Source organism: Burkholderia sp. AW33-5 (assembly GCF_053427615.1).
In genome coordinates this window covers 205525-219621 of sequence record NZ_JBSAXA010000011.1, presented here as the reverse complement: position 1 = coordinate 219621, position 14097 = coordinate 205525, and the positions used below count along the sequence as shown (strand labels likewise).

The following is a 14097-nucleotide window of genomic DNA, read 5'->3' as shown; positions in this document are numbered from 1 at the left end:
TAGAATGTCGCGCTCCTCGGTCACGCGTTTGAGCTCGGCCTTCAGTCGCCGAACCTCGGCGCTCTGATCCAGCTCCGCTTGCCGCACGACGTCGGGCCTGCCGAACTTCAGTTTCCAGGCGTAAAGGCTGTGGGTCGTGATGCCCAGCCGCTGCGCCACATCCGCCACCGAATGACCCCGTTCGGTTACCTGTTTGACTGCCTCGATCTTGAACTCATCCGTGTACCGCTTGCCGCTCATCCTGACCTCCTCGGTTGCCATGAATTATGGCTCGAAGATGTCTACGGAAGGCTGGCCGGTCCACGGGTAGCCATGGCAATGGTCGTCAAACAGGAGGGATTGGGAGCGCGATAATTTCGGTAAGGTCATGAATGTAGACTTCGGCGGCTGTCAGGACGAAGTCGTTCGCACGCCAGCGATTTACGTTCTCGATCCTGAAAACCTTGGCCGACGGAATGTTCTTGGCGAAAAGATCGATCAATGCAGCACGGCTGGCATCGCAGTCGGCGATCGCCCATTGTCTGTCATCCCGAACGATTACGAAGCCTCGGTTGCGCAGGCTATCTATTCGCGCTGCGTCGTTCCGCTTGTCGAAGGCAGGCGTGTCCGAGTCGGGGGTCGGGACTCCAGCGTTGAGCCGAAACGAGAATTTGCCATGGCAGGTACCGTAGGCGCCGAATTCGAGGTCGTGCACATAGCCGAATCCGTCGCGGTTCCACCACTTCTTGAGGTGAAGGGCGATGTTCTTGATGGCGTGTTGAGTGATCTCCGGGGACGCCGTGTTGCCAAGCTGCGTCTCGAGATCACGAATGCGCTTGTTGGCTGCTCGAAGGTGTAGGTAACGCTGCTCGCGCTCCCTTGAGGTAAAGGTGTCGACGCCCATTAGGCTGCATAGCCCGGCGAGACTGAACTCGGCCACTTTGATACAGTCGGTCGCCAGTTCGAGTTGAATGTCCGGCCCTTCTTTTATGAGAGTCAAGACTGTTCCGATCGCGTGAAATATGTCAGTGACTTTGGTCTGCGCGGCTTCGAGCCGATCGGCAGACAAATGGAGGGTTGCTGCATGGGTCATGGTCTATCTCTGGTGGATCAGATCAATGGCTGCGTATTCGGCTGACAGCTTCTCGGGACGAACCGCTGATGCTTTACGAGATTGCAGTAAATCCAGGTCGAGGGAATATCTTCCTGGTCCTGAACGTTTTCCAAATCGACATCACATCGTTTGCAGTACGAAAAAGAGCGGGTGCCAGGAAAATGGACACCCGCCGTAAAATTGCCCCTCGGGATCGAGTTAGGAGGGGCAATGGAGGTCGGTCAGATCGTCATATCAAAAAAACAGCGTTGTCCATCAGAGAGGCATCTGCGCCAAATGCGTTTCGCGCAGTTTGCTTTGCGCTGAAAAGTTAGTGTGCGACAGCGGAACGCCCCCACGTCGTCGGTGCATCGCTCAGGCCGAAAGCGAGTGCGCCGCCGTTCTTGACCTGATCCAGGTCGAGCCAAGTGCTGTTCAACGCCGCGCCGTTCAATGTGGCGCTTTTCACGTAGGTGAAGTCCGGATTGTCGGCGTCAATCGCGAGCATGTTGCCGTTGCCGAGTTTAATCAGCGCATGCTGGAACAACGGGCTCGTCAGCGTAAAGCCGGGAACAGCCGGAACTTCCGGGTAAAGGCCAAGGGCCGCCCAGACGAACCAACCGGACATTGCACCCTCGTCGTCGTTGCCCGGCAGACCGGATGCGGCCGTCGTGTACTGTTGGTTGACGATCCGGCGTACGACTTTTTGCGTCCGGTCCGGGCGGCTCGTCCAGTTGTAAATCCACGGCGTTGCAAACGACGGTTCGTTTCCGATCCACATGTGCTGACTGCCTTCACCCGCATTCAGGAAGCGGTTGAACATATCGAGCCGGGGCACGACTGCGCTGTCACCACCGAGGACATTGATCAATCCCGGAATGTCGAACGGCACCATCCACGTGTATTGTTCGACGTTTCCTTCGACTTCCTTGTAGGCGTCCGCCACCCAGCTACCATCGCCTTTTCGATCCGACAGGCGCGCCAACGTAGTGCCGTTATAACCGGGAGCAGACGGATTGATCAGATTTTTCCAGTTTGCCGAACGCTTGAGCAGTTTCGCCGCGTTACTGCTGTCGCCGAGCGCTTGCGCGAAACGGGAAATCGCATAATCCGTTGCTGCATATTCCAGCGTCGTCGATGCGGGGCCGTTGCTGACGTTTTCCGGGGGCAGGTAGCCATATCTGATGTAATCGGAAAGTCCGGGGAGCGCAGTAATTCCGTTACACGAGGTGGCGACACCGTTTGCCGTATCGAGCATGATCGACAACGCCTTTTTCGTATCGAAGCCGGTTGCGCCGTACATGTAGCTCTGCGCAACAAGAATTGACGCGCCGTCCCCCGGCATGACGTCGCTGTTCGTGCTGGCTTCAACCCATTTCGGAAAGCTGCCGCCGCACACGTTGGCATCGTCGACAAGCGACTGCATCATGTCGCTTGCTGCAGCCGGTTTCAGCCACGCAATCATCGGCATCAGCGACCGGTAAATATCCCAGGTGGAAAACGTGGTGTAGTGGATGTGACCCGTTTGAACTTTGGCTGTTGTGCCATCCATCGCCAGATATTCGCCGTTCGCGTCATTGAAAATGCTCGGCGCAAGGAACGCGTGATATAAGGCCGAATAGAACTTCTTCAGGTTTTCGTCGCTGCCGCCTGTCACCTGGATTGCGTTCAGTTCCTTGTTCCAAATTGCATCAGCTTGCGACGCAAGTTGGTCGAACGTTTGTGATCCGCTCTCTTGCTGCAGATTTTCCTTGGCATTCTTGATGCTGACGTACGAAATGCCGACCTTCATGTTGACCGGCTTGGACGGCGAAAATGTCAATTTCGCACTATCACCACTTATGCTTGGTTTGAAGTCCTGATCAAATTTAATATAAAAATTGATCGTGTAAGTCTGGCCATTGCTGCAGAAACCGCCGCCTGTCAACGTGCCTTGCAACGCTTGCGAGTCGTCTGGGTCGATGGCAATTGAACCGTCACCCGCGGCTGCGTTACTTTCTGCAGAAATATTTAGTTGTCCGATCTTACCGTCCGGCCACGCGAAACGCGCGGCGCCGGAACGTAATGTTGCCGTCAGTTCGGTACGGATGCCGTTGTCAAAGGTCACGCCGTAGTAGCCGGGCTTCGCGGTTTCGTTCGAATGTCTGAACGACGAAGGGCCATCCTCGCCGGCAACGGTCGGAAATACCGGCAACGCCCCACCTGCGCTACAGCCGACACCACTCAGGTGCGTGAGACTGAAACCTGTGATTTGTGTCTGACTGTAATGGTAGCCGGGCGGACTCCACACGTTGGGAACGGGCGGAGTATCCGGCCCCCACTGAACCATGCCGGACGGCAACGTAGCGGCAGGCGTCGTAAATCCACCGAGCAAATCCTCAGGATGAGCTTCGGCTTTCGCAATGTCCGGATCGATCGGCGGCACTTGATCGGTGCCGATCATCGGGTCGACATAGCGCGTCAACTGCAAATCCTTGACGGACGGTGTCGGATTGGACGGCGTACCGGGATTGGATGGATTCGACGGAGAGCCGGGATTCGATGGCCTGCCGGGATACATCGGTGAATGATCTGCAGGCGGGCTGTCAGCCGTATCGCCGCCGCAACCGGTGCTCAACATTGCGGCCGCGACTGCGGCCACGATCCAGCGTGTGCTATTTGTCACCTTCGGTCTCCTTGTTGGAAATTGTTGTCCACCTCCCTGGTGTTACGGAATATTACAGAGTCGTCGGTTTATCAACTATCAGATGTCTCCCTGATTTTTTGTTTGTTTTGCTAAACATGACGTACTGAATGAAACTTCGGACGAAATGTACGCAGCGGAGCAGATGATTCGCGGCAGCCGCGCCGGACCGTGTTGGGAAGAGCAGTTTCAACTGCAGAACGGTAAGCAGTGCGAAGAGCAGGGTGGCCTTGCCGCGATGCCGCCTTGATGTGCGAGAGTGGGTAGTGCGTGCCGGCTTCGAGAAGCGGCAGCGAGGGTGTAGCTCGAGGTAACGGCGCGCCTGAACGTCGGGGCACCGGAGTGTTTTCTTCCGGGCTCGAGCGCGAGATCGATGCGCGCGTTCCCGCGATACCTCGGATGTCCAGCGCGAAGGGCGACTCGCGATGGACAAAACTGGGCGTGTTCCGGGCGAGCACATACGTCTGCCCGAACCGGCGATCGTGGCGGGCGCGGCGTCGATGGGGCTCGCCGCGTACCCGTTGCTGCACCGTTGAAAATCAAAGGCCCGCGTACGCGGGCCTCGTGCAATCAGCAATTGCCTTTCTTTGCCTGTCCGGGCGGGCAGAACCCGTTCCCCGGCCCGCCTTGCGGTGCGACGACCACCGGCGGACCCGGAACATATGCGACGCACCCGCTGAGCGCGCCGACCACGCTCGCCGCCGCGAGCAATGCGATAACCCCTTTCTTCACTTCGTTCTCCCGTTTATTGAGGAAAGGGCCGTGCGGCCCTTTCGATGATGCTGTCGACGCGTCAGAAACTGAAATTGACGTTCGACTGACTGGTCGTCGCGTTGACGTTCGTCGATTGCGTTGCGCCCGACGCTGCGTCCGCCTCGATCGTATATTGTGCCGCGGCGCCCGGCGATGCAGCCAGCGCGACCGGAAGCGATCCCGAGTAAGTGCCGACGATCGGCGCGGCCGTGGGTACGTTGAGCGCGTACGCGCCCGTATCCATGTTCGCGTTGATCGACGTGATCTCGTACGCTTTTGCATCGACGGTCTGCAATGCACGCACGAACGCGTCGGCGCTTGCCGTCACCGTGCCGCTGACCGTGCTCATCGTCGATGCCGGCAGCGCGATCGGCGCGTTCGACGTCGACACCGCCGTGGTCGTATTCACGACGACCGGAACCGAGCGCACGATGCCGGACGCGAAGTTGTTCTGCACGACCACCACATCGTAGTTGCCTTGCGTCGAGCTCTGGATCAGGGGCGACAGCACGAACTTCCCGGTACCGTCGGCAACCGTGCCGCGGACCACCTTGCCGCCTTGTTCCGCATACACGGTCGCGCCGGCTTCGGCCGATGCGACGTAACCGGAGATCGCACCGCTCACGACGGTCGGGATCGCGGTGACGACCGGCTTCAGCGCATACGTGCCGTTGCCCCGTTGGACGATCGACTTGCACGCGTTGAAGTCGAGCACGAGGTCGACGAGCGTGTTCGGTTGAACCGTGAAAGGCTGGATGATCTTGTAGCCGCTTTGCGTCGCGCTTGGCGTCGCGAGCGCCTGTTCCGTGCCGCCCGTCGGGACGACCGAGTTCGCGAGGGTGTTGCCCTGGTTCTGCGCGAGAACCAGGCGGACCTGTTGATACTGACCTGCCGGCAGCGCCGTCTGACCAATATCGGCGAGCACGCCGTTGGTCAGCGACAGCAGGTCGATCCTCTGCGGTGTGGCCAGCGTGATCGTCGACCAGCCGGCGTCGTTGTCGGAAGCATTCCCGTTCGCATTGACGCGAACCTGCGAGACGGTGATGAAGACATGATCGAAGCCGCATGAAGGCGCATCGGTCATCGCGACATGCAGCGTGCCGGATTGCGGGCTGCCGCCATCGTCGCCGCCGCCGCACGCTGCAAGCGCGAACGGCACCGCTGCCGCACATAGTGCGGCCTTCCAGAATGAATGGTTCATTGTTTTGCCCCCTCCAGGAAATTATTGTGGATGCAACGAAGCATAGTGTCGGGGAATGCCCACAGTGTGGACAGCTTTGAAACGAACCGTAAATTCTGCGTCGGAGCGTAAGGGGAGGCGCTTCTCGACCGGTATTCGCGACCCGGTGGCACGTATTGCGGCGCGCGGGGAATGAATCATGCTCCGAACCGATCGGCGAGAACGCGTGTCGCCGGAACACGGCCCAATTCGCGATCGGCGAAAACTTGATCGGTGAAAGCACTGAATCCGCCCCGATTATTTCGCCGCTATAGTCGAAGCACGAACGGTGGTCGCGAGCGACATGCGCCGCCCCCGTTCAGGTAACGACTGAAGACGGGTGCTGTATGAAAAACACAATCGAAAAGACCACCGGACCGGTATGGGGTGTGGCGGCAGGCGTGCTCCTGGCCGCCGCGGGACTGAGTCTCGGCATTTTCCCGAAATCGCTGAACAGCATGGGAACCGCAAACGACTTCATGGCATCTGGCGTCGCGATGCTGGGGATCTTCCTCGTCGTCTATTCCACACACGAACTACGACGAAAGCGCCTGAACTGAGCGTCGGGGCACCGTCGACCCGCGCAGAACGCTCCGGGCCAATTGCAGGCTCAGGCATGCGCGCGCCCGTCGGTGGAGCCGGAATCGACCAGCAGGTCGTCGACGATGATTTCGCCGGCCGCCCGGCCGGCGCGCAGCGCGTCGAGGGTGTCGTCGAACAGGCGGCCGCCATCGTCGCCGAGCCGGACCGGCGCCAGCAGGCGCGGCGCGATGCCGGCCGCGCGGACCTGCACGACCGCCACGAATCCGAACCGAAGCGTGGCGGGTGGCGGCGCGTGGTCGCGCGGTTCGTCGAGCCGGAATTCGCAGCGGACATCGATGGTGTATCCGCGGTAGGTGTACGCACTGTTCATCTGCAGCTCGCTCGAAAGGGAACGCGACGACGGACCGTGGGCGCATGATATCGGCTCGTGCGAGCCGGCGGGGGTGGGGTGTCTACCTACTTGAGGATTTCGTGCCGGTAGACGAGCTCGACGATGCGCTTCGTCGGGATGCTCGCGCGCAGCGCATCGACGTTGTCGATGCGAAACCACTTGCACTTCTCGATCTCGTTGCTCGCCTGGGCCTGGTGCTCCGGGCCGACTTCCGCGAAGAACACGTGGTGCACCTTCGCGAGCCCGGTGAACTGCATCGAGTAGACGAGGTTCTGGCCGACGATGCCGGTTTCCTCCAGCAGTTCCCGATGTGCGGCCTCGAGCGGCGTTTCGCTGCGCTTGATCGTGCCGCCGGGCAGCGCCCAGCGCGACGAAACGCGCGCAACGAGCAAGACCTGTTGTTCGCGGTAGCAGACGACGGTCGCGCGTTCCTTGACGAGGACCGCACTGGCTTCCGGCGCATTCGTGGAGACGGGGGCTTGAGACATGCCCCGATTCTAGCGAGACTCGGGCGCCCGGCCAAGCCGGAGCCGCCGAGCGCGACGCGGCCCGTCGGTCGGGCCGCGTCGTCACGGAGTCCGTAGCGTTACTTCTGTTCCGGCAAGAACCAGTTCATCACGAGCGCGCAGATGCCGCCCGTCGCGACGCCCGATTCCAGCACGTTCTTCAACGCATGCGGCAGGCTGTTCAGGATGTCCGGCACTTGCGACACGCCGAGGCCGAGCGCGAGCGACACCGCGATGATCAGCAGCGCGCGGCGATCGAGCTGGATGCCGGACAGGATGTTGATGCCCGATGCGGCCACCGCGCCGAACATCACCATCGCCGCACCGCCGAGCACGGGCTCCGGCACGGCCTGCAGCGCGCCCGCGACGACCGGGAACAGGCCGAGCACCACGAGCATGCCCGCGATCCAGATGCCGACGTAGCGGCTCGCGACGCCGGTAATCTGGATCACGCCGTTGTTCTGCGCGAACACGGAGCTCGGGAACGTGTTGAACACGCCGGCCAGCAGCGAGTTCGCGCCGTTCACGAGCACGCCGCCCTTGATCCGCTGCATCCACACCGGCCCCTCGACCGGCTCCTTCGAGATCTTGCTGGTGGCGGTGACGTCGCCGATCGCCTCGAGCGACGTGACGAGGTAGATGATCAGCATCGGCACGAACAGCGACCACGAGAAACCGATGCCGAAGTGCAGCGGCGTCGGGACCTGGAACAGCGCGGCCTGATGCACGCCCGTGAAGTCGAGGCGGCCGAGCACCGCGGCCGCGGCATAGCCGATCGCGAGCGCGATCACGAGCGCGGTGCTGCGCACCCACACGATCGGCACGCGGTTCAGCAGGATGATCGTGCCGAGCACGAGGCACGACAGCGTCAGGTTCTGGGCGCTCGCGAACGTGCCGTTGGCCATCGCGCCGTAGCCGCCGCCCATGCTGATGAGGCCGACCTTGATCAGCGTGAGGCCGATCAGCAGCACGACGATGCCGGTGACGAGCGGCGTGATCAGGCGCTTCACGAACGGCAGGATGCGCGACACGCCCATCTCGACGAACGAACCGGCGATCACGACGCCGAAGATCGCGGCCATCACGGTCTCGACCGGCGTGCCCTGCTTGACCATCACGCTGCCGCCGGCGATCAGCGGGCCGACGAAGTTGAAGCTGGTGCCCTGCACGATCAGGAGGCCGGCGCCGAGCGGACCGAACCGCTTGCACTGCACGAAGGTCGCGATACCGGAAATCACCAGCGACATCGACACGATAAGGGTCGTATCGCGGCTCGATACGCCGAGCGCCTGGCAGATCAGCAGGCCGGGCGTGACGATCGGCACGATGATCGCCAGCAGGTGCTGGAGTGCCGCGACGAAGGCGACCATCGGCGCGGGCCGTTCATTGGGGCCATAGACGAGGTCGCGCGACGAATCTGCGTCGTCGGCGCCGTGGGAGGCGGATCGGGCGGGGGAGGCGGGTTGCATGGCGAGCGGGCCGGACAGGATGGAAAGTGCGGCATTTTAGCCGAAGGGCCCGCCGGCGCCGTCGGGCGCGTTGCGATGGCCGCGCTTCGGTGCGCGGGGCGCGCGGGCCGCCGGATACGCGCGTTTGCACACGTCGATGACGGCCTCGCGCAGACGGCGATGCACGGGATCGCGCTGCATCCGCGGATGCCAGAGCGCGGAGATCAGGATCTCGGGCAGCCGGACCGGTATCGCGAAGCTGCGCAGCTCCAGCGCGTCCACGAGCCCCGGCGTGAATGCGTTGCCGAGGCTCGAGCGCGGCACGAGCGCAATCAGGTCGGTGCCGGCCGCGACGCGCATCGCGTCGGGGTAGCCGGGCACCACGACCTGCACGATGTGAGCGGGCGCGAGCGTGTCTGCCGGATCGTTCGCCGGCCCGCCGAAGTCGCCGAGCTGCGATGCGATCACGTGGCGGCAGGCCGCGTAGCGCGCAGGCGTGATCCTGGTCGCCGCGAACAGCGGATGCCCGGCGCGTGCCACCGCGACGTGTCCGTCGTGAAAGAGCTCGCGCGTGTGCAGTTCGGGCGCGTCGTCGCCGCGCTTGCCGATTTCCAGGTCGACCGTGCCGTCGCGCAGCGGCCCCGGATCGCGGTCGAGCCTGGCGACGAAACGCACGCGCACGCCGGGTGCGATGTCGCCGATCGCGGCGACCACCGGGCCCGCGAGCATGTCCATGAACGACGCGGCCGCCCGGATGGTGAACGTGGACGACAGCGTGGCCATGTCGACGTCGGCCGAGGCCGGACGAAGCACGGCACGCGCATCGCTCGCGATGGCGTGCACGCGATCGCGCAATGCCGATGCGTGCGGCGTCGGCACGAGCCGGCGTCCGGCACGCACGAGCAGTGGATCGCCCGTGGCGGTGCGCAGCCGCGTGAGCGTGCGGCTCATCGCGGAAGTGCTCAGTCCGAGCCGGCGCGCGGCGCCGGTTACGCTCCCTTCGGTCAGCAGCACGTCGAGCTCGGCGACGAGGTTCAGGTCGATGTCTTCCATCCGGACAGCATACGACATCGCACGATGTGACAGGGCGTTCGATGCAACTATCGATTGAGTTTGGTGCGTCTGGTGCATGCGATGGTGCGCGCCTATAGTGGCCGGATGACGAACTCCGGCAAAGGTGAAATCCATGCAATCGACCGTATCGACCCCCAGGACACCTTCGATCCTGCTCGTCGCGGCCTCGCGCGGCCTCGGGCTCGCGATGGCGGAACAATTCCTGGACAAGGGCTGGCACGTCACCGGAACCGTGCGCGCGGCATCGGGGCGCACGCAGCTGCACGCGCTCGCCGACCGCTTCGACGGACGGCTCGAGATCGAGACGCTCGACATCTGCGCGCCGGAACAACTGGCCGCACTGCGCGCGCGCTTGTCGGGCCGGCGCTTCGACATGCTGTTCGTGAACGCCGGCACGACCAACGACCCGAACGAAACGATCGGCGACGTCACGACCGACGAATTCGTGCGCGTGATGATCACGAATGCGCTGGCGCCGATGCGCGTGATCGACGCGCTGCAGGATCTCGTGACCCCGGATGGCCTGATCGGCGCGATGTCGTCGGGGCAGGGAAGCGTCGCGAACAATGTAAGCGGCATGCGCGAGGTCTACCGCGGCAGCAAGGCCGCGCTGAACCAGTTCATGCGCAGTTTCGCGGCGCGCCAGACCGGCACGCCGCGCGCGATGGTGCTGATGGCGCCGGGCTGGGTCCGCACGGAACTCGGCGGGCCCGATGCGCGATTGACGATCGACGAAAGCGTGCCGAGCCTCGTGAACGTGTTGATCGGGAAGCAACGGCGCGCGGGGCTCGAATACCTCGATTACCAGGGGCGCACCGTGCCGTGGTAGCGGCCGGCGCGGCGGGACGCGTGACGATGCGCTGCGCACGCGGCGCCGATTCAATACAATGCGACGTCGGGGCGTCGGCGCCGCGTCGGGCCGCCGACCGCCACTTTCGGCGCGCAATCGCGCATGGTGGAATGACGGCCCGTCATGACGGGCCGCTGGCGAATACGGAGCGCAGCATGAACGAACCTTACCTGCAGGTCATCGCGCATTTCTTCGCGAAACCCGGCAACGGCGACCGCGTGATCGAACTGCTGGCCGAACTCGCGCCGGCCACGCGCACCGAGCCGAAAAACCTCGACTATGAATACTTCCGGTCGCCGGTCGATCCCGACCACATCGTGATCCTCGAGCGCTATCGCGAGGCCGACGGCCTCGACGTGCATCGGGAAACGCCGCATTTCCAGCGGATCGGTGTCGGTGCGATCTTTCCGTTGCTCGATCGCCGCGACGTGACGCGCTTCGTGGTGCAGCCGGACACCGGCACGGCGACGCCACCGGGAGGCATCCGATGAACCCGTTTCAATTCCGTACCGTTCCGACGCAGATCGTCGAATTCGGCGCTGCTCGCCGGCTCGGTGCGCTGTTGCGCGAACGCTTTCCGGCGCTCGCGCGGCTGTGCGTCGTCACCGATGCGTTCCTGCATCGCAGCGGCGTGCTCGCGCCCGCGCTGGAGAGCCTCGCCGCGCACGGCTGGCAGGTGACCGTGATCGACGACGTGATCGCCGATCCGCCCGAGCACGTCGTGCTCGAAGCGACCGCGCGGGCGGTGGCGGCCGATGCGGAAATCGTGCTCGGCCTCGGCGGCGGTTCGTCGATGGACGTCGCGAAGCTGATCGCGGTGCTCGCGCCGGGGCGGCAGGCGCTGGCCGACATGTACGGCGTCGACAAGGTTGCGACGTCACGGCTGCCGCTCGTGCAGATGCCGACGACGGCCGGCACCGGCTCCGAAGTGACGGCCGTGTCGATCGTCACGGTCGGCGAGGCGCGCAAGATGGGCGTCGTGTCGCCGCACCTGTTCGCGGACGTCGCGATCCTCGACGCCGAGCTGACACTCGGGCTGCCGCGCGCGGCCACGGCCGCGACCGGCATCGACGCGATGGTGCATGCGATCGAGGCGTATACGTCGTCGCGGCTCAAGAATCCGGTGTCCGACATGCGGGCCGTGCAGGCACTGACGCTGCTGTCGCGCAACCTGCTGAAGGCATGCGACGACGGCGGCGATCGCCACGCGCGCGAAGCGATGCTGGTCGGCGCGATGTTCGCCGGCCAGGCATTCGCGAACGCGCCGGTCGCGGCCGTGCATGCGCTGGCCTATCCGGTCGGCGGCATTTTCCACGTGCCGCACGGGTTGTCGAACGCGCTCGTGCTGCCGCATGTGCTGCGCTTCAACGCGCCGGCTGCCGCGCCGCTGTATGCCGAACTCGCGGCGATCGTCGCGCCGTCGGCGACGGGTAGCGACGAAGCGAAAACGCAGGCGTTGATCGACGAGATCGATCGCCTGATCGTCGCGACGGGCATTCCGCGCACGCTGCGCGAGGTCGGCGTCGGCGAGGGCGACTTGCCGAGGATGGCGTCGGACGCGATGCTGCAGACGCGCCTGCTCGTGAACAATCCGCGCGAAGTCACGGAAGCCGACGCGCTGGCGATTTATCGGCAGGCGTGGTGATCGCGACGCGCTTGCCGTGCGCGAGCGCATAGCCGCAGGCCGGTGCCTGCACGACGCCGATGCCGCCGCCGGCCAGGATCGTGTCGAACAGCGGGCGTCGGTGGCGCGTCGCCGTCACCGATCAAAGGCCCAGCAGATCATCGACGCCGTGAGCGTAAATCCGGCTCATGCAACCGACGGGAGACGACATGACGCAACGGGACGAAGCGGCGCGCACGCGATGCGTCGCGTGGCAGAACACGCAGACCTGGCAGGCGGCCGAATGGTGCCGGCTCGTCGAGACGCATGCGGGCATCGACCTGTCGGGCGCGGTCGCGGGCGCGATCGACGGCACGCCGTTTCGCGTCGACTATGCGATCGCGTGCGGGGCCGACTGGCTGACGCGATCGGCGCACGTGACGTACTGGCTCGGCGCAGCGCCGCCACGGCAGCTCGCAATCGAACGCGACGTGGGGCGCTGGACGATCGACGGCGTCGACGCGCCGGCCCTCGCGGGCGCGACCGACATCGATCTCGGCTTCAGTCCGTCGACCAATACGCTGCCGATCCGGCGTCTCGGGCTGGCGGTCGGCGCGTCGGCCGTCATTCACACGGCCTGGCTGCGTTTTCCGGCGTTCGAGATCGTGCGCGGCGAGCAGCGCTATGCGCGCACGGCGGAGCACGTTTACCGCTACGAGAGCGGCACGTATGCGGCCGATATCGCGGTCGACGATGCGGGCCTCGTCACCGATTACGACGAGTGGCGGCGCATCGGCGCGACGCGTTCGCCGTAACGCGTCGCAGCGACGGCGCGTCAGCGTGCGTTGGCGACCGTCACCTTGCCGGGAATCAGCTTCAGCGCGCTGAACGCGTCGGCGATGCTCTGCTGATACGCGAGCGTCGCATCGGTGACGGGCTGCACGCCGTAGCCGGCGCGCTTGAGCGCGACTTCGAGCGTCGGCGCGTCGAGGCCGACGAGCGGCGACAGTTGCGCGGCGACTTCCGGAACGTGGTCGCGTCCCCAGCGATCGACCGCGTCGACTTCGTCGAGCAGCGTGCGCAGCACCTGCGGCTGCGCGGCGGCATATTTGCGCGCGGCGAGGTAGTACTGCGTGTTGCGCACGAGCCCGTCGCCGTCCGCGATCACGCGTGCGCCGAGCTGCCGTTCGGCGGCCGCCAGATACGGATCCCAGATCACCCACGCGTCGACGCTGCGCTGCACGAATGCGGCGCGCGCGTCGGCGGGCGTCAAATAGATCGGCTGGATGTCGGCATACGTGAGGCCCGCATGTTCCAGCGCCTTCACGAGCAGATAGTGGACGTTCGAACCCTTGTTGAACGCGACCTTCTTGCCGCGCAACTGCGCGACGGTGCGGATCGGGGAATCGGGCAGCACGACGATCGCCTCCCCGTGCGGCGCGGGCGGTTCGTTGCCGAGATAGACGAAATCGACGCCCGCGGCCTGCGCGAAGATCGGCGGCGTCTCGCCGACCGTGCCGACGTCGATCGCGCCCGCGTTCAGCCCCTCGAGCAATTGCGGGCCGGCCGGAAATTCGAGCCACTGGACCGTCACGCCCTGGCTCGCGAGCCGCTTCTCGAGCGTGCCGCGCGCCTTGAGCACGACGAAGTTGCCGTATTTCTGGAAGCCGACGCGCAGCCGCTTCTCGCTGCCCTGCGCCAGTGCGGGCATGCCCGCGAGCGGGCCGAGCGCGAGCCCGGCCAGTCCGGCGGCCGCGCCGTGCAGCCACTGGCGGCGGCGCGGATTTGCCGGGGTCGTTTCAAGGTCTGCGTGTGATTCGTCGTTCATCGAGGCGTCCTGCGGGCGGGTTCACGGGTCGCGCGCGCTTGCGGCGCGATCGGCACGGGACGCAGCCGGATGCGCAAGCTGCGCGCGGGCGGCCGGCCCGCGCCGGATGCACGACGATACGGCCGCG

At 64.5% G+C, this 14097-nt stretch carries 14 protein-coding genes; 5 read left to right on the top strand and 9 right to left on the bottom strand.

From position 1 onward, the window contains the following. The 4 genes from ACV22V_RS19460 to ACV22V_RS19445 all read right to left on the bottom strand — a co-directional run. On the bottom strand, positions 1-240 hold a 240-nt coding region (locus tag ACV22V_RS19460), incomplete at its 3' end, for a transposase (RefSeq protein ID WP_448015162.1). A gap of 85 nt (positions 241-325) precedes the next feature. Continuing rightward, entirely contained in the window at positions 326-1072 is a 747-nt protein-coding gene (locus ACV22V_RS19455) for a hypothetical protein (protein WP_448015147.1), read from the bottom strand. A 331-nt stretch (positions 1073-1403) separates the two neighbouring features. Beyond that, complete coding sequence (locus tag ACV22V_RS19450) at positions 1404-3737, bottom strand: GH92 family glycosyl hydrolase (protein WP_448015146.1); 2334 nt, start codon at positions 3735-3737, stop codon at positions 1404-1406. 811 nt (positions 3738-4548) lie between these two features. Then, positions 4549-5709 (bottom strand): DUF4382 domain-containing protein, encoded by a 1161-nt coding sequence (locus tag ACV22V_RS19445; RefSeq protein ID WP_448015144.1) that lies wholly within the window; start codon positions 5707-5709, stop codon positions 4549-4551. Positions 5710-6074: 365 nt separating this feature from the next. Here ACV22V_RS19445 and ACV22V_RS19440 point away from each other — a divergent pair, with 365 nt between their 5' ends. Continuing rightward, positions 6075-6287, top strand: coding sequence for a hypothetical protein (locus ACV22V_RS19440; protein WP_059524815.1), 213 nt, complete (start codon positions 6075-6077; stop codon positions 6285-6287). Positions 6288-6337: 50 nt separating this feature from the next. Here ACV22V_RS19440 and ACV22V_RS19435 read toward each other — a convergent pair whose 3' ends face one another. The 4 genes from ACV22V_RS19435 to ACV22V_RS19420 form a co-directional block, all read right to left on the bottom strand. Continuing rightward, positions 6338-6640: a hydrogenase maturation factor gene (locus ACV22V_RS19435; RefSeq protein WP_448015142.1), complete on the bottom strand. Its 303-nt coding sequence runs from the start codon at positions 6638-6640 to the stop codon at positions 6338-6340. Between the two features lie 86 nt (positions 6641-6726). Beyond that, a complete protein-coding gene (locus ACV22V_RS19430) occupies positions 6727-7149 on the bottom strand; it encodes an NUDIX hydrolase (RefSeq protein ID WP_448015141.1) in 423 nt (140 codons plus the stop codon). Positions 7150-7247: 98 nt separating this feature from the next. Next, on the bottom strand, positions 7248-8636 hold the full coding sequence (locus tag ACV22V_RS19425) for a nucleobase:cation symporter-2 family protein (RefSeq protein WP_448015140.1): 1389 nt from the start codon (positions 8634-8636) through the stop codon (positions 7248-7250). Positions 8637-8672: 36 nt separating this feature from the next. Continuing rightward, positions 8673-9668, bottom strand: a complete 996-nt coding sequence (locus ACV22V_RS19420) for a LysR family transcriptional regulator (protein ID WP_448015160.1) — start codon at positions 9666-9668, stop codon at positions 8673-8675. Between the two features lie 133 nt (positions 9669-9801). On the opposite strand from ACV22V_RS19420, the gene ACV22V_RS19415 reads away from it, so the two are divergent. From ACV22V_RS19415 to ACV22V_RS19400, 4 genes are all read left to right on the top strand, one after another. Continuing rightward, positions 9802-10518 (top strand): SDR family oxidoreductase, encoded by a 717-nt coding sequence (locus ACV22V_RS19415; protein ID WP_448015138.1) that lies wholly within the window; start codon positions 9802-9804, stop codon positions 10516-10518. A gap of 176 nt (positions 10519-10694) precedes the next feature. Next, positions 10695-11030: a putative quinol monooxygenase gene (locus tag ACV22V_RS19410; protein ID WP_059525651.1), complete on the top strand. Its 336-nt coding sequence runs from the start codon at positions 10695-10697 to the stop codon at positions 11028-11030. After that, positions 11027-12184: an iron-containing alcohol dehydrogenase gene (locus ACV22V_RS19405; RefSeq protein WP_448015136.1), complete on the top strand. Its 1158-nt coding sequence runs from the start codon at positions 11027-11029 to the stop codon at positions 12182-12184. The genes ACV22V_RS19410 and ACV22V_RS19405 overlap by 4 nt, the downstream gene beginning before the upstream one ends. Before the next feature lie 188 nt (positions 12185-12372). Next, a complete protein-coding gene (locus tag ACV22V_RS19400) occupies positions 12373-12957 on the top strand; it encodes a putative glycolipid-binding domain-containing protein (protein ID WP_448015135.1) in 585 nt (194 codons plus the stop codon). Positions 12958-12977: 20 nt separating this feature from the next. Here the strand turns inward: ACV22V_RS19400 and ACV22V_RS19395 are convergent, their stop codons facing one another. Next, positions 12978-13970, bottom strand: coding sequence for a sulfonate ABC transporter substrate-binding protein (locus tag ACV22V_RS19395; RefSeq protein WP_059524830.1), 993 nt, complete (start codon positions 13968-13970; stop codon positions 12978-12980). Positions 13971-14097: the final 127 nt, after the last annotated feature.

Bases quoted from the DNA above. Each gene is read 5' to 3' on its own strand.
- ACV22V_RS19455 (WP_448015147.1), bottom strand. From the start codon at position 1,072: ATGACCCATGCAGCAACCCTCCATTTGTCTGCCGATCGGCTCGAAGCC.
- ACV22V_RS19445 (WP_448015144.1), bottom strand. From the start codon at position 5,709: ATGAACCATTCATTCTGGAAGGCCGCACTATGTGCGGCAGCGGTGCCG.
- ACV22V_RS19440 (WP_059524815.1), top strand. From the start codon at position 6,075: ATGAAAAACACAATCGAAAAGACCACCGGACCGGTATGGGGTGTGGCG.
- ACV22V_RS19435 (WP_448015142.1), bottom strand. From the start codon at position 6,640: ATGAACAGTGCGTACACCTACCGCGGATACACCATCGATGTCCGCTGC.
- ACV22V_RS19430 (WP_448015141.1), bottom strand. From the start codon at position 7,149: ATGTCTCAAGCCCCCGTCTCCACGAATGCGCCGGAAGCCAGTGCGGTC.
- ACV22V_RS19425 (WP_448015140.1), bottom strand. From the start codon at position 8,636: ATGCAACCCGCCTCCCCCGCCCGATCCGCCTCCCACGGCGCCGACGAC.
- ACV22V_RS19420 (WP_448015160.1), bottom strand. From the start codon at position 9,668: ATGGAAGACATCGACCTGAACCTCGTCGCCGAGCTCGACGTGCTGCTG.
- ACV22V_RS19415 (WP_448015138.1), top strand. From the start codon at position 9,802: ATGCAATCGACCGTATCGACCCCCAGGACACCTTCGATCCTGCTCGTC.
- ACV22V_RS19410 (WP_059525651.1), top strand. From the start codon at position 10,695: ATGAACGAACCTTACCTGCAGGTCATCGCGCATTTCTTCGCGAAACCC.
- ACV22V_RS19405 (WP_448015136.1), top strand. From the start codon at position 11,027: ATGAACCCGTTTCAATTCCGTACCGTTCCGACGCAGATCGTCGAATTC.
- ACV22V_RS19400 (WP_448015135.1), top strand. From the start codon at position 12,373: ATGACGCAACGGGACGAAGCGGCGCGCACGCGATGCGTCGCGTGGCAG.
- ACV22V_RS19395 (WP_059524830.1), bottom strand. From the start codon at position 13,970: ATGAACGACGAATCACACGCAGACCTTGAAACGACCCCGGCAAATCCG.